The following is a 19,826-nucleotide window of genomic DNA, read 5'->3' on the forward strand; positions in this document are numbered from 1 at the left end:
TAAATAACAGTAAATAAAAATATGGGGCAACTCCTTTATGAGGAGCTGCCCCTTTTCTTTTGTACAATTCTTTGCCCTTTGCAAATCTTACCACATCCTTAAACCGAATTGGGGTTCACTAGTCTTCGCTTCTGTGCCTTTCAAATATCAACAAGATTGAAACAACTACACCGTTCAATAATTTAGACAAACAAAGGTGCTGGATATGGGTGTTCCACTATATATTCAAGGAGTGACTTTAGGAAGTTGTTGATAAAAAGCACAGAGAAAATTTCAAATGGGACTATTCCTTTCACTAGAGTTCCTTTATCTAAAAACAGCCCCCATACGGAAGTGCGGCGGCACAACGTATGGGGAATGAAATATGTATGAGACGGCGAATTCAACAGAGTCTTACGCCTTCGGATGGAACTTATCGGATTTTCTCGATGAGCTCTTCAACGGTGAGCGAAGTTTGCTCACCAGTGAGCATATTCTTCAGAGCCACCTTTTTCTCCTGCATTTCCGTTTCGCCACAAAGGGCCACAAAGGGGATTTGCTGGGCGTTGGCGTAGCTCATCTGCTTCTTCATCTTCACACTGTCGGGGTAAACTTCCGTAGAAATACCGGCAGCGCGCGTTTGACGGGCAAGACTCATGCAATATGCCGCTTCCTTTTCGCCAAAATTGATAAACAAGAGTTGCGCTCCTTGTGCCGTATCCTCGGGATAGAGTTCGAGCTGATTGAGTACGTCATAGATGCGGTCGGCACCAAAGCTGATGCCCACGCCGCTAAGACCTGGCATACCGAAGATACCCGTGAGGTTGTCGTAGCGGCCTCCGCCTGTGATTGAACCTATCTCCACATCGAGCGCCTTCACTTCGAAGATGCAGCCGGTGTAGTAGTTCAAGCCGCGCGCCAAAGTGAGGTCGAGGTCAATCTGATTGACCAGTTCGCCCAGATTATTGAGCACAAACTCCACTTCTGCAACGCCTTTGAGTCCGACCTCTGAACTTGCCAACACCTCACGCATCGTTGCGATTTTCTCTGCATTTGTTCCGCTGAGACTGATGATGGGTTGCAGTTTCTCAACGGCCTCTTGTATCAGACCATTGGCGAGCAATTCGGCATTCACATTGTCGAGACCGATCTTATCGAGTTTGTCGATGGCTACGGTTATATCTACAATTTTCTCGGCTTCGCCAATCACTTCGGCTATACCGGAAAGAATCTTGCGGTTATTGATTTTAATGGCCACACGTATGCCAAAGCGGTGAAACACCTCGTCTATGATCTGCATCAGCTCTACTTCGTTGAGCAGGCTGTCGGAGCCAACCACGTCGGCATCACACTGATAGAACTCTCTGTATCTACCTTTCTGCGGACGGTCGGCACGCCACACAGGCTGAATCTGATAGCGCTTAAAAGGCATCTGCAATTCCTCGCGGTGCTGCACTACAAAGCGAGCAAAAGGCACTGTCAGATCGTAGCGAAGTCCTTTCTCGCAGAACTTAGCTGCCAGGTGTCCAACGTTGTGTTCCTCCAATTCGGCCGGCGTCGTTTTGCTCATGAAATCGCCCGAATTGAGGATTTTGAAGAGAAGTTTGTCCCCCTCTTCACCATATTTGCCCATCAGCGTGGAAAGGTTCTCCATGGCTGGCGTCTCAATCTGACGGAAACCATAAAGCGCATACACATCGCGAATAGTATTAAAGATATAGTTGCGCTTTGCCATCTCAACGGGAGAGAAGTCGCGCGTACCTTTAGGAATGCTTGGTTTTGCCATAAATCTAATTTGTTTTATGGTGCAAAAATAGTGTAAAATCAGGGAATTAGGACCACGACAGATAGAAAAAGCACTCCCCCACTCTTTTGGCTCGTACGAATACCTCTCTATGCAATAGATTCTCAGCCAGGAAAGGTTTGTCAACAAAAGTCTTATTTTTTGATAGTGAGAATCGCGCGAAATCAAAAATGTATGCAATCTATCGCTGCACAGCCTTTCTGAAAACAGGGGTTTTATAAGGTTGTCCGTGGACAGAATAAGGCTATCGGCCGACATCCTTATTCTGCCAGCTGACGCAATAAGGATATTCTCCAGCGCAATAAGGATACCGATAGACAATTAGACACTTGCGGAACGGAAAAAGAGAAGTGTTTTTCCGAAAAATCTGTTTTCGGCTCTCTTTCTTTGAAAAATCTGATCACTTCTCCTTCACTTTTTTCAGCAATGATGGATTTTCATGCTATTCTGCCCGCTTCCAGCACTTTTCTGCTTAAATGGCGTTGTCAACAAAAGGACACTTTTTCGCACACGTTTCCACACCTCTTCGCCCATAAAGTTGGCTGTGAATTTAGGCACACTTTATGCTTTTAGCCATTTTCTACATAACTTTGCAGAAAGAACAAACAAAACTAAAAACATGATAGAACAAACTCCCGTTCTGCTGCTGACAGGCTATCTGGGCAGCGGAAAAACCACGCTCGTCAACCGTATTCTGACGAACAGCAGCGGCATCAAATTTGCCGTGATAGTGAACGACATCGGCGAAGTGAACATCGACGCCAATCTCATTGAGAAAGGCGGTATCGTGGGCAAGAAGGACGACAGCCTTGTGGCCCTTCAGAACGGTTGCATCTGCTGCACGCTGAAGACAGACCTGGTGGAACAAGTTCACGACATTACGAGCCTGAAGAAATTCGACTATATCGTGATTGAGGCCAGCGGCGTTTGCGAGCCGGCCCCTATCGCGCAAACACTTTGCAGTATTCCCACCATGTATCCAGGTATGGCAAAGGACGGTATCGCCCGCCTGGATTGCATCGCCACCGTTGTGGACGCGCTTCGCCTGCGCGATGAGTTCAACAGCGGGGAAGACTTGCAGCGCAAAGACATCGGCGAAGAGGACATTGCCAACCTCGTGATTCAGCAGGTGGAATTCTGCAATATGATTCTTCTCAACAAGGCGTCGGAGGTGAAGCCGGAAGAGTTGGCAAAAATCAAGGAGATTCTGCGCGCATTGCAGCCGAAAGCCGAAATCATTGAGTGCGACTACGGCAATGTTGACCTCGACAAACTGCTCAATACTCAGCTCTTTAATTTCAAGACGGTAGCCTCATCGGCCACATGGTTGGCCGAACTGGAGAAGCCGCAGGAAGAGCACCACGAGGAAGAGGAGGAACACGAACACCATCACCACGAGCACGAGCACCATCACGAGCATTGCCACCACCATCATCACCACCACGACCACGAAGGTGGCGAAACGGAGGAATACGGCATCGGCACATACGTTTACTATCGTCGTCAGCCGTTCGAATTGTCGCTGTTCGACGACTTTGTGGCGCGCCATTGGCCCAAAGGTATCATTCGCACTAAGGGCCTTTGCTGGTTCCGCGATGAGCGCAACACGTGCTACGTGTTTGAGCAAGCGGGCAAACAGATTGGGCTGAGCAGCATCGGACAGTGGTACGCCACAATGCCCGAGGACGAGCTGCGCGACATGATGGCTCGCGAGCCGGGCCTGCGCCGCGACTGGGACGAGAAGTATGGCGACCGTATGCAGAAAATTGTCTTTATCGGTCAGCACCTCGACCGCGAGGAAATTGACCGCCTATTGGATAAATGCCTCGTGAAGGAATAAGCACACAGGCGAGTATAGAAATATCGTTGTGGACTATAAGCTGAGTAAAAAAAGAGGTGACCTTAAACCGAATTGGGGTTATCATAGCATCAAAAAACTTGCAGAAGTCGTCTGCCATACAAAATATTTCTGTAATTTTGTCTTCGGTGATCATAGCGATTTTTGTTTGTAATTCTATGTATATCAACACCTTAAAGTTACAACAAGTTTCGCTAATCACCAAATTTATAGACATTTATAATTCGTCGAACTCACGTTAATTATGTAATGACAGGTACAAGTAATAATGCAGGGTTCAATTTTGGAAGCGAAACGAATGCTGACGCGAATACTACCTTTGTAGGGAATCTTACTCATGAAGCTATGCATGCTCGGCATATAGCTGCATACAATGAAGCAATGGAATATGCGGTCAATTCAGGGACTTTAGATCCTTTTTCCGTAGCAAGACAGTATCTTTTAAATAAAGGATACTCCTCTGAATTTACTGATATCTTTTTTATAGAAAAAAATGGGAAATGGTCTAAAACAGATGAGAAAACGTTTGATAAAAGAGAGCATGAATACATAAAGAAGTACAACCAAGGTGTGTTTAACAATGCCATGAATCAATGGGGAGCACTATACTAATTTTTTTATTTATGAAACACTTTCTTCCCGCCCTCGCTCTCGCGACCCTGTGTTTGGGGCTGAGTAGCACGACCGTGAGCGAACAACATCCCAAACTCAAAGCCCTCTACGAAAAGCCTTGGGGCAGTCAGATCGACTATGTCGACCTCTCCAACGACGGTCTCACGGAGGTGCCACACCTCTCGATGTACGACATCAAAAACCTCAACCTCTCTCACAATCAAATCAAGGAGGTGGCTTTCCGCCGCCTGCCACATGGCGTTGAGCGTCTCAACTTCTCCCACAACCAACTGGCTGACACCCTTTACTGGGACGCCATCTTCACGCCCCAACTGCGCACCCTCTCGCTGGCCAACAATGCACTGACGCTCTTTGTGCCCATCATCGCAAATATGGACACGGTGGACTTATCCAACAACCAGTTGCGCCACATCGTGGACATCGTGCCTTGGGGCGGTGGTCACGGCCCTTTTCTGCTCGACCCTACAGCGTGGAAACACTTGGACGTCAGGGGTAATCCCAACCTCTCTGCCCGAATCCTCTGCTTCGGCAAGAGCTATCGGCCCAAACACCTCAAAGACATTGCGCACGACGCTGTGGGAGCGAGCAAGGGCTGGATTTACGACGTAGAATCAGGAATGGCTTTGGCCAAACAATTAGGTATCACCGAAAGATGTGCACGCAATGATTAAGAAACGACTCCTCGGCTTTATGAGCTTCTGCGTGGGCATTGCCATGGCATGCTCCACGTCCCTCGCTTCGGGCAGCACTACGCCCACAGATGTAGACCGCGTGAAGGGCCTTCAAGCCCTCTATCAGCTCCCGGCAGGAACGCATGTGCGCCACTGCGACCTCTCCCATAGCAGGCTCACGAAGATGCCCAACCTCTCGATGTACACCATCGATACCCTCGACCTCTCGTACAATGCGCTGCAAGAGATTGCCGAACTGCAATTCCCCGAAGATGTCGTGGTCTTAGACCTCTCGCACAATCAGATTGGGGCGAAGGAGAAGGAGGCGAATGTGCGGTTCCACAACGAGATCTTCCCTCGGCTCACAACCTTGGACATTTCTCACAACAAGATCTTCAGCCTCCTCTATCCCTTGAGGTTGCAGCATCTGAACGTCTCGCACAACGTCCTGAGATACTTGAGGGTCAATGCGACGAGCTGGCAGAACAATCTCCAGTCGCTCGACATCTCACACAACTGGCACTTCGATGGCCTCTTCTACTACGACTTCAAGCTCATCCCCACCCTTAAGCGCGACTCCTGCGCCCAAGGCCGCGAGTTTGTGTTCGTGAAAGATCTGATGTAACACTTATTCATGAGAGGGGTGCTCATTAAATGTATACTAAATTATATCTTGCTCCCAAAGAGTTGCGACCCATCGAGAAAAACAAGAGGCCTACATTAAGGTTTAGCAAGGACTGAATACATTCTATAAAGACGTTTCCGCTTAAATACAATATCTAATTCACTTCTACACTAAGGGAAACCCCTTAGTGTAGAATAGATAAAAGCTCTATGCCTAACCGTAGCGAAGAAGTACAAGACATCATTGAACGTATGCCAACGAGATGGTGTATGTGGGTGGCCTTAATAACCCCAAACTTAATTGAAGGTAAAGTTGTGCACTTTTGTTTGACAACGTACAAGCTCCACGGTGCGACCGAGATTACCCGTTTCTCTGAGGGCTTTCTTGTCCTCGTCGGTGAAGGTATGCCCGAAGAACTCGCGCTCCAATTGAGGCTCCTTGCGGATGGCGTGGACAACGGGGATAAACGTACCGTCTCCGGAGGCTTTCAGAGAAAGACGGGCATCGGTGTAAAGGGAGACTTCCCCGATTTTGATTGCGATGGGAATAAGCGGAGTTTTGCGGTATTGAAGTAGGTCATCAAGATGCTTGCCCTTTTCGAGACTCTCACGGCTTACGCCCATCTGCTCGAACTGCTCCCACTTCACCTTGTCGGGATCAATACCTTGAAACGGCTGTTTTTGCTCCCCTGCATAGTCCGAAGGATTGACACGGGCGGAATCCAGCATCTCTTTATTGGAGGGGACATCCGGTGCTTTGAGCATCTCCGAGAGTACACGGGCACTGGCAACGGCACTCTCAAAAGGCACTTTGAAGAAGTTCAGCGGTGTGGGATGCTTGAACTGCCGCATGAAGTTGGAAAGAAAGTTCTCCAGCGCATTGCCGTGCTTGTCGAACTTCAGGAAGCTCTGTTCATGCTCGGCGGTGGGCGGAACGGTTTTTAGTCCGCCTTTCTCGTCCGTACCTGCGACAGCTTTGAGATTTTCGTCCTTCTGATCCTTGACCAAAAGGACTTCTTGGTCTTTGATTTTTTCGTCCATATTATAATGTATTTAATGGCACCAACAGCGGTGCACGGACAAAGGTAAATCAAAGAAACAGTATATGTTAGAGGGTTGAAATAACTGCGTACTTGTGGCTTCGATATGGATAGAAGTGGCATTACAAAAAAGAAAATACCGAACGGGACATGTGCGTGAACATGTCCGTTCGGTAGGAAATCGTATTTAATGTAACACGAATTGTATTTGTTTGTGAATGAGATGATGCTGTACCACACGAGTGCTCTATAAATGCATGCCACGAGTGGGGTATAAGCACATCCTGTCTATGGAGTATGAAAGCGGTTTCTCACAAGATGAAACAACCGATAAATTCGTCGAACTCACATTAATGTAAAATGCTGTTATCTACGACTTATGTGGGCTCAAATGCCGATTCCTCTGCGATAATCCATAGGCGTGACGCCGTACATCTTCCTGAAAGCACTATAGAAATTGGGCGTATGCTCGAAACCGCAACGGTCGGCAATGTTCTCAATCGTAAGTCCGGGCTTAGTCTCCAACAGGTTTCGTGCCCTCTGCATCTTTATCTTCAACATGTACGTGGCGGGGGAGTCGCCTGTAATGGCAACGAGCTTCCGGTGCAGCTGGCGTGGGCTCATGCAGAGTTTATCTGCCAGCGTGTTCACATCCAAGTGCCGTTTGTCCAAGAGCTGATAGATGAAATCGACCACCTTGGCAAGGAAGTGTCGCTCTACATCCGTGAGTTTCTGCTCCTTGTCCGTATCGGCACTATTGCTGAACTTGTCACGCAGATGGCGATGACGGTCAAGCAACTTCTCCACCCTTGTCCGCAGCTCGTCTGCGTTGAACGGCTTGGCGAGGTAGGCGTCGGCCCCTGCCTCTAATCCCTTTATTCGTTCTTCCTCCGTGATCTTTGCCGTAACGACGATGATAGGAATATGGTTGATGATTTCGTTTCCCCGTACCTGCCGGCACACTTCCAGACCGTCCATGCCGGGCATCATCAGGTCAGTGATGATGAGGTCGGGTACCAGGTTGAGTGCCTTTTCCATTCCTTCCCTGCCGTTGGCGGCATAGGAAACGGCATAGCGGTCGGCAAACAGCGAACCGATATAGGCGGCGATGTCGCGGTTGTCCTCAATGACAAGCAGATGACACTGGCTGTCCTCGCCTTCGCTGTCGGCTGGCGTTGTCTCGTTTTCGGGCAGGAGCGGAGAGTTGTCAATCGTTGTAATACCCATATCTCGCTTGCTGTCATTGTGAATCGGCACATGGATATGGAATGTCGTGCCTTTTCCTACCGTGCTCTCTACCGTGATGGAGCCTTCCACTGCGTCGATAATCTGCTTGACGAGTGCCAGCCCCACACCCGTACCGATGTTTCGCGCATCGGTCTCTGCCTGATAGAAAGGTTCGAAGACATGAGACAGTGTCTCCTTGTCCATTCCCTCGCCCGTATCGGCTACATCCAAGAAAAGGCAATTGCTTTCGCGCCATACCGACACGCTTACCTTTCCGTATTCAGGCGTGAACTTGAAGGCATTCGAGAGCAGGTTGTTCATTACCTTGCTCACATAGTCGGGTACGAAGTCCATCTCCACCGCCTCTTTGGCAAGGAAGTGCAGGTCTATGTTACGGCTGCGGGCATAGTCACGGTAGGTCTCTATAATCATGGTGAGATGAGCCGTAATGTTGCCGTTGCACCAATCGGGATTGCCCACGGAAGATTTGATTTTCGAGATGTCCAGAAGCTGGTTGATGAGCGTGAGCAGACCCTTACCCTGCCGTTCGATAGTCCGAGCGCTTTCCCTGACCGCTTCCGTTTCGGCATCTTGCAGGTCGTGACTCAGTCCGAGTATCACGGTGAGCGGTGTACGGAATTCGTGGGTGATGTTGGTAAAGAAGTTTTCCCGCAAGGCCGACAGTCTTTTCAATACCAGGTGGCTGCGGCGGCGCAATCGGTTGGTATAAAGAACGATTGCCAATACTCCTGACAAGGCGAGCAACACAGCTCCCAGAATAGCAAAGCCGACATAGCGCGTCGCCCGTTCCTGTTCCAGCTTGTGCCGTGCCTCGTTCATCTCCCTCGCCTGCCGGTTGCGCTCGATGTTCAGGCTCGTGTTCTGGATGCGGTTCACCTTTTCCATGTTCAGCACACTGTCTTGCAGGACGGTAGCCTGCTCGTAGGAGGACAAGGCCGTACGGTAGTCGCCCGTCCGTTTATAGTGCTTGTAATATAAGGTATGGATTTCCGTCAGATGCTCCGGCGACTTGATGCGTTCGGCTATCGCTTTCGCCTTGCCGAGATATTCCATCTCCTTTGCGTCGTTGCCGGTGGTGTGATAGATGTCCGCAAGGGCAATGAGCGAGTTCAGGGCATGCCATTCGTCCTTCGAGGCTTTCATTAGCCGGTAGGCGGTTTCGTATTCCTCGGTTGCCTTGTCGTATTGCCGTGACTCCTTGTAGAGAGAGCCGAAGTAAGTGTGGCAGAGCGATATGCCGAGTGTGCTGCCCGCCTCTTGGTTTCGTGCCATTGACTTGCGGTAATACACCCACGCCGAGTCTATCTCTCCGTGATGCTCGAAGATGGAGCCGAGGTTGGCGTAGTTGATAGCCTGTCCCAATGTGCTGTGTAATTGCTGCTCGACTTTCAATGCAAGGCGCAACGCACTGTCGGCACGCTCGTAGTTGCCCAGTGTCATGTAGATGTTGCCCAGTCCGTTGAGCGATATTGCCCGGTTTTTCTTAGCGGTGAACGAGGTATCGGCGCATTCCTTGCTGAGCGTCCATGCACGGTAATGATATTCCTGCGCCACGTCGAGCACGCCCATCCGCCGGTAGTCGGTGCCGATATTGTTCAGCGCCTGCACCCACTCAAGCGTATCGCCGATGGCTTCCGCCTGTTGCTGCCCCTTGCTGTGTACGTTCAGGGCTTCCTCGAAGCGGCTCTCGTTGCGCAATGCCTTGCCCCATTCCCGCAGGGCGATGATGCTGCCGAGCCTGTTATCCTCGCCTTCCAACCGCTTTTGTAGCGAGGCGAGTGAATCAATGCCGTGGGCGGAGCGCACGATGCTGTCCGCCACCTTGCGTTCGTCAGGGGTGAATGACACAGGCTTCCTCCCGCACGAAACGAGTAGAAAACAAACCGAAATAAACGCTGTTAACGCGCTTAAAATCAAACGAAGGTACCCCACCAGTTTCACTAAAAGGCTCATAGAGAGGCTGTAAGGAGGCTTTAAGACCGCGTTTGTGGTGCTGCATAAGTATAACATTTTATATTTATTCATAAGTGTGTTTATTGTCGGGTCAACCATTCGGCGGCAGGAACCATACGGATGGTATGTCCGTTCTTCTCCACCTCACGGTCTTCGTCGAAGTTGATGAGAAGCAGGTTCTCGCAGTGGAATTTCGTGGCGGCTTTCAGCAGGGCGTTGATCTCACGGTTCAGGGTCTTCTCTGCACTGATGTCGTAGGATACCTGCACCAGTTGTTCCACCTTGCCGCCCTTGGCGATGACGAAGTCCACCTCCCATTGCTTGTCACGGTAGTAGAACACGTCGGCATATTCAGGGCGGTAGCGGCGGAGCAGTTCCACATAGACCACATTCTCCAGTCGCCATCCCGTGTTCTCGGTGGAGAAGGTGCCGCTGCGCTCCGACACGAAAGCCACGTCCACGACATACACTTTTTCGTTTCGTACGCGTTCCCGGCTCTTGTAGGAGAACTTGGGAACACCCAGAAGCAGGAATGCTTCCTTCAGATAGGAATAGTAGTTTTCTATGGTATGGTTCGATACGCCGAACATATTGGCAAGATCCGTAGCCACGAACTCCTGACAGAAATTGTCGGCAAGGTAGGTTGCCATCCGCCGGAGCACCTCCACATGTCGCAGGCGGAACCGCCGGGCAATGTCGTTCTTGATGATGGAATTGAGCAGTGCCTCTATATATCCCCGTTTGTTCTGCTCGTTCAGCAGTTCGGGAAAACCGCCGTCCGTCAGGTATTCATGCAGGGCTTTTTTGCGCAGGGCCTTAGACTTGGTGGAGAGGGAGCGGAGCTCCACACCGCGCATCGTGGCATATTCGGCAAACGAGAACGGATAGAGCTCCACCTTGTTGTGCCGTCCCGTCAGGTGGGTGGTCAGTTCGCTGCTCAGCAACTTGGAGTTGGATCCCGTGACGAACAGGTGCACTTTCTGGCGAAGCAGCCGATTGACAAACAGCTGCCAGCTCTTGATGTTCTGCACCTCATCGAGGAAGAGATACTTGAAATCGCCGTATAGCTGATACAAGGCATCGAGCACGCGGTCGAAATCTCCGGTCTCCAGCCCTGTCAGTCGGTCGTCGTCGAAGTTGGCGTAGGCAAATTCCACTCCCTGCTGCCGTATGAACTTCTCGCACAGAGTGGATTTTCCGCTTCTCCGCACACCTATCACAATCTGGGCAAGGTTGCTCGACGGCGAGAGCTGCCCTTCCTCCATCCTGTCGCACAGCAGCGACAGGTCGTGTGACAGCAATTCTTCCTTTTGGTCGGAAAATATGGTTATCAGTCTTCTTGCATCCATGTTATCATGATGTTTTAACTGCCTGCAAGGATAGCAAAAAGTTCCATAATCTGCAATACAATGCCGAGAAAACTTCCATAATTCGCCAAACATTTCTTTTATCGGCTCATTGTCTTCTGCTCCTAAATCAATCATAAAATGCGAAAAGACCTGTCTCTGAGCCCCAAAGTACCCATCTCTTAAAAGATGTAAAACTATTCATGGGTTTCTTATGAGTATCAGTGAGTTACAAGCCTGAAATGTCCGATTAGAATAATTGGGGCAGGTGCAGAATGTCCGATTAGAATAGTTTTTTGTCCGATTAGCATAGTCCCCTCCCATCGTTTCATCTTTAATTTTGTAACAGAAAAACAGATGAGCTATGAACCAAACAGAAAGAAAAATACAATCAGAAGAACGACGGCGGAAGTCCGATGAGGCACAGCGGTTCTTGGAAGACCGAATGCAACTCCTTGACACCATCCGCGAGATGATAGACATTGAGTTCGAGCGCCGCGGAGTGAAAACCGAGAGCAACCCTCATCCCGAGAATCCTCCGCCCGAGGGCACGGGACGAGAGCCTCCTGACCGCAAGCCCCCCCCGCCGCTCCCTCTGGCAACGGCTCATGGGTATCTTCACAAGCGGCCTATTATAATTATGTGAGACAAGACGATAATATCATTAACTCTTTTATTTAATTCAAGCAACAAGTATGAACAAAAGACGAACGAAACCGCTCATTCCGCCGCTCAGCGGCCGATGGGCACGAGTGAGTCTCTGCGTCCTGTTCTCCGCAACCGTAACCGTCGGCGCGCAGGCGCAGGCCACAGACGGGGGCGGAACACAGCCGCCGCGAGACCAAAACAGCGAGCTGCGCACCCGCACCTGGAGCGTCTACGCCCAGGGCGGACTGTCGTGGGCAAGCGACGTGTGGTATCAGAACCTCGATGCCAAACGCAGTTACAAACAGTCGCCCGCCGTGGGCGGCGGCATCGACTTCACCATCCGCCCGTGGGTGCGTGTGGGTGCCGAGTATCTCTGGTCGCGCTACCGCCGTGAGCAGCGCTTCTCCACGCTCGACACCAAGACGATGCCCGTCAAGGTGTATGGCAACTACCTGATGAACTACCACAACGCCAAGCTGGGCGTAGGCTTCAACCTGATGGAGCTGTGGCCCCGCCGCCGCGCGCAGTGGCTGAACATCTGGCTGGGTACGGGCGTAGGCTACACCTTTGCCAAGGGCAACGAGTACGGCATCTACATTAGCAACACGCAGACACAGGGCGGACAGACCACGCCCATTGGTGACGGTACGACCATCGGCAACGACTCGGAGATAACCATCACGGGCAACGTGCGCACGACGAACCGCCACGAGAAGTTCAACACGCTCTACGTTCCCGCCTCGCTCCACATCGAGGCCGACGTGAGCCGCCGCTTCACCATCGGACTGAAAGGCGAGACGGACTGGCCTCTCAATCGCAAGGACATCGCCCCGAAGAACCTCATCTTCGCCCTTGCCACCGTACGCTACAACTTCGTGGCGAGCCGTGCCAAGGTGCAGCGAGCCTACTACGAGGGCGAACTCTCCGCGCTCAACGATCGCATAAACGCCCTGCAACGGGACGTGGCAACGGAAAAGGCACGTGCCGAACGCGAAGCGGCAGACCGCCAACGGGCAGAGCAGCAGCAGGCCGAACTGCAACGCCGCCTGACCGACTGTGAAGAGAGACAAGCAGAGTCTCCCGCCACGGTGCAGCCCTCGCACTTCGTGCAGTTTGCCCACAACAGCTCCTATATGAGCCGTGAGGAGGCCGAACACCTCAAAGCCTTTGCCCGCAGCGTGCGCGGCCATAGGCTCACCCTCGTGGCCGAGGCCAGTACGCCGGGTGCAGACGGCTACAACCAGCAGCTCTCCGAGCGTCGCCTGGCCCGTGTGGTAGAGGCACTCGTAAGGGAGGGCTTCGACAAGGCCGACCTGCACCCGCAGACAGCCATCGGCGAGCGCAACGGCAAGCCTGCCGCCGAAGGGCGCAGGGTAACCATAAAGGTGGAAAAGTAAGCAACAACAATGTAAACAACCCATTAAAATCATAGTAAGATGAAACGAATCAAATCCATTCTGCTTGCCATCGCCATGCTGTTGGCAACACCTGCGTTCTTCACCTCGTGTCAGGAAGACGCACCCGAGATCAATTACACGATGAACGTGTCGGTCATCAACGACTTCACCAAGGTGGTGGAGGCCATCAACAACGGCTTCCTGAAAAACGAGGAAGCAATAAAGAAGCTCACCGAGGCCATCGACAAGATGAACGCCGACCAGCAGACCAAGCTGCAGGCCATCATAGACGTACTCAACTCCGTGAATGCCACACTCGAGACCAAGCTCACAGCCATCGAGGCAGCGATGAAGGCGCAGACCCTCACCCTCGAGAGCAAGCTCACCCTCTTGGAGACTGCCATCAAGAACCAGACCCTCAAGCAGGAGGAAATGGCAGACAAACTCATCACAGCTATCAACAACTTGCAAGGCAGCATGGAGGCGAAGATAGAAGCCATCACCGAGGCTATCAACAACGTGAACACCACGCTCCAGAGCAAACTCGCCCTCATTGAGGCGGCCATTAAGGCGCAGACTCTCTCGCTCGAGGCCAAACTCGATCTCATCGAAGCAGCCATCAAGGCGTTGCCCGACTACAGCTCGCAGCTTGCCGCTATCAAGACGGCCATCGAAAACCTGCCCGACTACGGCGACAAGCTCACTGCCATTGAGGCCGCCATCAAGGCGATGCCAAACTACAGCGACAAGTTCGACGCCGTGACGACCGCACTTAATGCGATGAAAGCGCAGATTGAGGCACTCGGCACGGGACAGGCCAGCATCGTCGAAGCTATCAACAACACGACAGCCGCCATCAACGCTCTTATAGCAGCCGTGAACAGTGGCAACACCAGTGCTGCCGCAGCCCTTGCGCAGATTATTCAGAAACTCGAAGAACTGAAAAACAAAATTGGAAGCGGCGGTTCTACTCCTGCAGCTGAATATGTAGACCTCGGTCTGCCCAGTGGCTTAAAGTGGGCGAAGTGCAACCTCGGTGCAACGAAACCCGAAGAGTTTGGCAACTACTACGCATGGGGTGAAACAGAACCGAAAGCAGACTATTCATGGGCAACTTATAAATTCGGCTTAGAAGATGCTCTGAGCAAGTATAATGATACTGATAACAAGACTACCCTTGATGCAGAAGACGATGCAGCAGCCGTTAAACTCGGTGCTCCGTGGCGCATGCCAACAAAGGAGGAGTGCAAAGAACTTCTGGATAATTGCACCTATACAAAGACTCAGCTTAACGGCGTAGATGGTTATGAACTTAAGAGTAAAATCAATGGAAAAAGCATTTTCTTACCAGGTGCTGGTTATTACGACGAAACAATTTTAAAATCGAACGCAACCGGTTATCTATCAAAAAGTCTGAGAACTGGTGAACGTGATAAATTTGAAGGTATAGTCTTCATTGAGGGTTTCGAAATCACCGATGGCAATGGTGAACGTTGCATTGGGGCATCTATTCGTCCCGTCCGTCCATGAGTTCGCCTTGCCCGAAACGGGCATGACGCGATAAGCTGACAATAAAAACCTCTCCCTCCCGCCCACAGAGCGGCGGGAGGGGAGATAAGAAGACTATCCCGAAGAAACCGATGCATAACCGCAAACGCCCAGGCCCTCGACACGGCGTTGCTCTGAAAGGAGATTCAGCAGGGGGGCACTTTATTACATGGTAAAAATAAATCGAATCACCGTATTATCGACCGCCATTGTGCTGGCCCTTGTTTTGGCCACACCTGCCCGGGCGCAGTTTGGCGGCATTCTGAAGAAAGCCAAAGACGCAGTGAAAGAGAAAGCGAAGGAAAAGGTTGAGGAAGCCAAAGAAAAGGTGGTGAACAAGGCTGCTAACGCTATTGACAACATTGCAGAAAAAGACAAGGACAAGGCTGCAGACAAGGCTGCGGACAAAACAGCAGGCAACACGGAGGAGTCTGTAGATACGTATTTCTTCATCAACGGCAGCAACCTGAGCAAGAGCGGCCAGTACAACAAGCTCATCAGCCTTTACAAGCAGAACTTCGAGCCCTCGAAAGAGGCACTGGCCCACGAGTCGTTTGCCAACAACGAGAGCGTGCCGAGCGGTTACTCGAAGTCGTACAAGCAGATGTACGCCGCCTACGAGCACCTCGACCCGAAGCTCTTCCCGTTGCAGCCCTACTACAAGTATCCCGCCTTCTACGCCCTTGGGAAAGACCGGCTTTTTAACCCTCTTGCCTACTATCTCGATATGATCAAGATGTTCCTCACTGCCCCGATGGGCTATGAGGGCTATGAGAAACTGGGTATTGTGGGCTACAACGCAACGAAGAACCCGGAACTCGTTTCTGCCGACGGACAGAAACTGGCCATGCAGGTAGATGAACTGTTCCGCTATCCCATGGCGGCACGCTTCTTTGCCGACCCCAATTGCAAGTCATCGGTATGGGCACTGGGCATGCTCCTTGCCTACGAAAGCACCCGCGTAACGGCGGTGAGGGAGTATGCGGTAAGCGGCAATACCGGAGTGGCCGACGCGAAGGCAGGCCTGATGTTCCCCTATGCCGCCGGAGTGTCGCCGTACGACCGCGAGGTGCTGATGCGGGATGTGGCGTGCGTGGCGGTCGATATTAACCTCATCGCCACGACAGTGAACGATTTCTATGAAATGGTTGAAACCTCGAAAGAGCCGCATCTGAAGGTGCTGTATATGCTTGCCGGCAACGAGATGTACAAGCACATACTGACCCATCATAAAGACTACGAGCGCAACAAGGGCAAGTTCAACAGTCAGCTGATGGCTTACACCCGCTACAACAATACGCCCGAATACGCAGAGATAGTCAATGCGGCAGTGGTGACGCCCGAGCCCCCGACAATGGCCCTGAAGGCAGGCGCAATGGACAGGCAGCTCAACGCACAGGTGCTGAGCATTGCCAGGCAGAAGGTGCCGGGCGCACTCCGCGTGGTGGTCATCAACGAAGCGTGGAAGGTTCACTACAACGGTAGTGTGCCAACCGATCGCGCCGTGCGGGCATGGGTGGTTTACCGCAACAAGAAGGGCAAGCTCGAAGCCCATGACTACAGCTTCTGCCAGGACTATCAGGGTGGCGGAAAGTATGGAGCGATGCGCTATAAGGGCGTCGGCCTGCAGACGGTATATGTAAAACAGTGACGAAGCCGATAATAGCATCAGCCATCGAGGGGGCGGAAACGCAACAAACAAAGCAACGCCTTCGGTACCTCACTCGTGGGGTGCGACGATACCCCACGAGTGACCTGCCGAGATACCCCACGGGTGGGGTGCAAAAGGCACGATTGCGGAACAAAAACGATAAATCAATTAACAGAAAACAGCAATGATAGAATATTAACTCACAATATTATGGAACGACTGACGCAATCACCCAAATTGGAGATAATCCTCTCCGCACAATCCCCCGAGGTATGTCGCGCCGCCGAGGACTTCCGCACGGAAATCCTTGCCATGAGCGAAACGGAGACCTCCCTGACAGCAACGTACCGCACATTGCGTTACACCGCCTGCCATCTACTTGCCCTGAACAGAACTTGTCGGAAGGGCAGCATGGCAGAAAAAAACTGAAAGAACTTTCGGACATCGTCGCCATCGAGCTGGAACTCCACGACATGCGTATCAAAGGGCTGCTGCCGACAGCGAACACCGTCCTTGCCTCTCCTGCCAAGAAGTTCCGCTGGACGGGAAAGGTCGTGGATTTGGTGGAACTGCTCTATGCTCTCGACACCTGCGACTGTATTGACAACGGAGAAATCGGTGTGGAGGAACTGGCAGACGCTTTTTCCGACATCTTCGGCGTAGAAGTCAAGAACTGCTACAACGTCTATATGAACATGAAGCGCCGTAAGGACGACAGCCGCACCTATTTCCTTGACGAACTCCGGGAGAAACTCAACAAGCGGATGGTGGAAAGCGACCTGAAAGGCGGAAAATTCAAGAAACGGTAAATGAAACAAAGGGAGATACTCCAAACCAGGAATATCTCCCTTCATTTATTTTCTGCAACTATCGGTTGCAGAAGTTCTTCTAATCTCTCAAAATATAAATTGTAATTTCTCCAGCCCTCAGTTGGAGAAATTACCACCTCTTACCGAAATGCCCTTATTACCCGATACACAGCCCACAGACAGGTGAAAGGAGCGGTAAAAACTCCGATGATAACAAAGAGGAGGAGTTTGAAGATATAGTAAAATACCCACTGCCCGTTTGTTCCGGCAATCATTTTATAGGGAATGAACTTTTCCACGAAGAGGTAGCCCGACCATATGGCCATCAGCACATATCCGAACAGACCTCTCATATCTTCAAAACCTTTGGTCGCCAAGAAATTCCATCTGAAACCTATGACAAACAAGGCGATGAGAAACAACAGGCTGAAGACGCTTCGCCACGCCTCGCTGCGTTTTCTTTTCTGAAAACAAGGTGTACAGGTGTACGTTGTCAAACAAAAGTGCACAACTTTACCTCCAATTAAGTTTGGGGTTTTAGTTAGAATTATTGAGGAAAAAGAAGTACTGCTTATCCCGAATTGGGGTTACGCCAATACATCTATATCACACCCTATAAAAAACTGTTTTTCATTGTCACGTTGTCACAGATAAACAAAACCTTCTGACAACCAAACACTTAAATGCGTGACAACAATTTTCTTTCTCATTTTTGTTGTCACCGCGTTGTCACACACATAACACAAACGATTTCAACACTTTAACCATCGAGTGTGACAACGTGACGATGTGACAACACAAAATCAAACTACAGGAGAAGCGTACCTCCACACCATTTCTACCTCCTTTCCTCCCACCCGCAAATACAATAAGGCTGCTGGCTGACAGAATAAGGCTGTCGGCTGATATCCTTATTGCGTCAGCTGACACCCTTATTGTATTTACGCTGCCACTCATCTTGCTCTTCTGAACTACTTTTTCATACTCTCCCACTGATTGAAACATCCATCATCGTGCATAGCTTCTCAAAGAAAATAGTCAAATTTAGAACGGAAAAACAACAAATAATTAGTTTGCTGTTCAAAATTTGACTACTCTGAAGTCACGAACATACCAAAAGAAAGAGCTTCCCTTATTCATTCACAGAGGGAAGCTCTTTTAGGATTTAGCAAAGCAAAAACTAAAAGGAGGTTACTATGACGCGCAAACTATCCGATTTAGTTCGTGCTTTTAGCCATTCTTGCAATCGCTGACGATCTGGAGAGCTAAGAGCGCGCGGACAATTCACTACGGCCATAACATATTCTTGACTGGTAGCGGTATCGGTCTTCGCTTCTATCACACGAGAGATACTGATACTCTTTGCCGAGGGGCACACAGCTTTGAGTTCGGTGCGAACCTCTTTGGTGAGTGTTGCATATTGTTGGTAGGCGTTGAGTTGTTGCTCTACCTCTCCAAGTTGTGCAGCTTGCTCTATCATTTTTTGCTGACTGGCCTGCGCATTTCCAACTATATAGCTGTGTTGCTGATTGGCAAGAAGCAAACTGTCCGATTGTGAACCTTGAATGATATGCAGCTTATAGTCTTCGAGATTATAAGATTCCAGCATTTTTTCTGCTTTTGCTATTTCCTCTTTCGAAATAATTTTCCCCACAGCCACAATGTTCAGCGTCTTGCGCTTTGTATCGAAATTTTGGGAGATGATATGCGTACCTTTGAAAGCGAGTTCGTTGCGAACAAAACGGTTACTGTTGTTTTCCAACACGCTTTGTCGGATAATCTGTACTGTGATATAAGCTGCGGGAAGCATTGTGAGTACCACGATTCCGATGATGTAGCGCTTCACAGTGACCATACGTGCTGCATCAATGAATTGTTTTTGCTTGAAACGCAACATACGCACGCCCACAAAAGTGGCTAAGGTAATGAAAACAGTGTTGATAAAAAAGAGATAAAACGCCCCGAAGAAGAAACTCGGTTCGCCCATAGCAAGTCCGTAACCTGCAGTGCAGAGAGGCGGCATAAGGGCTGTTGCAATTGCCACCCCTGGAATGACATTTCCGCTTCCACGCGTTGAGAGGGCCAAGATACCTGCCGCGCCACCACAAAGAGCTATCAGCACATCGTAGAGCGTTGGCGATGTGCGTGCTAAGAGTTCCGACTGCGCTTCGGTGAGTGGTGTTATAAGAAAATAGAGTGTGGCGGTCAATACGCTAATGCCCGTTGCCACAAGATAATTCTTGATTGACCGCTTCAGCAGAGCCAAATCACTAATACCGATTCCTAATCCCATTCCAACAATGGGACCCATCAGGGGAGAGATAAGCATCGCACCAATGATTACTGCGGTGGAGTTCACATTCAGTCCTAAAGAAGCTATGAAGATGGCAAAGACCAATACCCAAAGATTGGCGCCATGAAAAGTAACTCCACTACTGATTTGCTCTATCGTTTTGGCTTCGGCTTCTTTATCGGGCAGTGCGTTAAAGTATCCTTTCACTACCTGCCACAATGTTTTTTCATTATTTCCCATTTTTGTTGCGTATTATGTGTTTGCAAAATAGAATGGGCGCAAAGATAATATATTTATCGATAATGAAATTAAAGTGTGATTCCT

General features: G+C 50.4%; 14 protein-coding genes and 2 pseudogenes. 9 read left to right on the plus strand and 7 right to left on the minus strand.

From position 1 onward, the window contains the following. Nucleotides 1-412: 412 nt before the first annotated feature. Complete coding sequence (hisS, locus tag FHS60_RS02030; RefSeq protein ID WP_183694359.1) at nt 413-1,765, minus strand: histidine--tRNA ligase; 1,353 nt, start codon at nt 1,763-1,765, stop codon at nt 413-415. A 637-nt stretch (nt 1,766-2,402) separates the two neighbouring features. On the opposite strand from hisS, the gene FHS60_RS02035 reads away from it, so the two are divergent. Beyond that, on the plus strand, nt 2,403-3,623 hold the full coding sequence (locus tag FHS60_RS02035) for a GTP-binding protein (protein WP_183694362.1): 1,221 nt from the start codon (nt 2,403-2,405) through the stop codon (nt 3,621-3,623). A 61-nt stretch (nt 3,624-3,684) separates the two neighbouring features. On the opposite strand, the pseudogene FHS60_RS10505 reads toward FHS60_RS02035, so the two are convergent. Then, nucleotides 3,685-3,777 (minus strand): annotated as a pseudogene (locus tag FHS60_RS10505) (IS982 family transposase); the annotation flags it as partial. Between the two features lie 113 nt (nt 3,778-3,890). Here FHS60_RS10505 and FHS60_RS02040 point away from each other — a divergent pair. From FHS60_RS02040 to FHS60_RS02050, 3 genes are read left to right on the plus strand one after another with little or no spacing between them, the layout of a single operon-like run. Continuing rightward, nucleotides 3,891-4,253, plus strand: a complete 363-nt coding sequence (locus tag FHS60_RS02040; protein WP_183694365.1) for a hypothetical protein — start codon at nt 3,891-3,893, stop codon at nt 4,251-4,253. A gap of 11 nt (nt 4,254-4,264) precedes the next feature. Beyond that, nucleotides 4,265-4,945: a leucine-rich repeat domain-containing protein gene (locus tag FHS60_RS02045; RefSeq protein ID WP_183694369.1), complete on the plus strand. Its 681-nt coding sequence runs from the start codon at nt 4,265-4,267 to the stop codon at nt 4,943-4,945. Then, complete coding sequence (locus tag FHS60_RS02050; RefSeq protein WP_183694372.1) at nt 4,938-5,570, plus strand: leucine-rich repeat domain-containing protein; 633 nt, start codon at nt 4,938-4,940, stop codon at nt 5,568-5,570. The genes FHS60_RS02045 and FHS60_RS02050 overlap by 8 nt, the downstream gene beginning before the upstream one ends. Nucleotides 5,571-5,908: 338 nt before the next feature. Here the strand turns inward: FHS60_RS02050 and FHS60_RS02055 are convergent. From FHS60_RS02055 to FHS60_RS02065, 3 genes and pseudogenes are all read right to left on the minus strand, one after another. Beyond that, nucleotides 5,909-6,610 (minus strand): annotated as a pseudogene (locus tag FHS60_RS02055) (DUF4099 domain-containing protein); the annotation flags it as partial. Nucleotides 6,611-6,996: 386 nt separating this feature from the next. Next, the gene (locus FHS60_RS02060; protein ID WP_244957398.1) at nt 6,997-9,882 is read right to left on the minus strand and encodes a hybrid sensor histidine kinase/response regulator transcription factor; all 2,886 of its coding nucleotides are present in this window, start codon (nt 9,880-9,882) and stop codon (nt 6,997-6,999) included. An 8-nt stretch (nt 9,883-9,890) separates the two neighbouring features. Next, nucleotides 9,891-11,294, minus strand: coding sequence for an ATP-binding protein (locus FHS60_RS02065; protein WP_244957399.1), 1,404 nt, complete (start codon nt 11,292-11,294; stop codon nt 9,891-9,893). 226 nt (nt 11,295-11,520) lie between these two features. Between FHS60_RS02065 and FHS60_RS02070 the strand changes: the two genes are divergently transcribed. The 5 genes from FHS60_RS02070 to FHS60_RS02090 all read left to right on the plus strand — a co-directional run bounded on the left by FHS60_RS02070 (nt 11,521) and on the right by FHS60_RS02090 (nt 17,209). After that, a complete protein-coding gene (locus tag FHS60_RS02070; RefSeq protein ID WP_244957400.1) occupies nt 11,521-11,802 on the plus strand; it encodes a hypothetical protein in 282 nt (93 codons plus the stop codon). 49 nt (nt 11,803-11,851) lie between these two features. Then, a complete protein-coding gene (locus tag FHS60_RS02075; RefSeq protein WP_183694377.1) occupies nt 11,852-13,201 on the plus strand; it encodes an OmpA family protein in 1,350 nt (449 codons plus the stop codon). A gap of 39 nt (nt 13,202-13,240) precedes the next feature. After that, nucleotides 13,241-14,731, plus strand: coding sequence for a hypothetical protein (locus FHS60_RS02080; protein ID WP_244957401.1), 1,491 nt, complete (start codon nt 13,241-13,243; stop codon nt 14,729-14,731). Between the two features lie 187 nt (nt 14,732-14,918). After that, nucleotides 14,919-16,400, plus strand: a complete 1,482-nt coding sequence (locus FHS60_RS02085; protein ID WP_183694380.1) for a hypothetical protein — start codon at nt 14,919-14,921, stop codon at nt 16,398-16,400. Nucleotides 16,401-16,873: 473 nt separating this feature from the next. Continuing rightward, on the plus strand, nt 16,874-17,209 hold the full coding sequence (locus FHS60_RS02090; RefSeq protein ID WP_183695089.1) for an RteC domain-containing protein: 336 nt from the start codon (nt 16,874-16,876) through the stop codon (nt 17,207-17,209). A 140-nt stretch (nt 17,210-17,349) separates the two neighbouring features. Here the strand turns inward: FHS60_RS02090 and FHS60_RS02095 are convergent, their stop codons facing one another. Together FHS60_RS02095 and FHS60_RS02100 are read right to left on the minus strand one after the other, a co-directional pair. Beyond that, nucleotides 17,350-17,562 (minus strand): permease of the drug/metabolite transporter, encoded by a 213-nt coding sequence (locus FHS60_RS02095; RefSeq protein ID WP_183694383.1) that lies wholly within the window; start codon nt 17,560-17,562, stop codon nt 17,350-17,352. 827 nt (nt 17,563-18,389) lie between these two features. Continuing rightward, on the minus strand, nt 18,390-19,742 hold the full coding sequence (locus FHS60_RS02100; RefSeq protein ID WP_183694386.1) for a TIGR00341 family protein: 1,353 nt from the start codon (nt 19,740-19,742) through the stop codon (nt 18,390-18,392). Nucleotides 19,743-19,826: the final 84 nt, after the last annotated feature.

It is taken from the genome of Alloprevotella rava, assembly GCF_014195585.1.
In the GTDB taxonomy this organism is placed as follows: domain Bacteria; phylum Bacteroidota; class Bacteroidia; order Bacteroidales; family Bacteroidaceae; genus Alloprevotella; species Alloprevotella rava.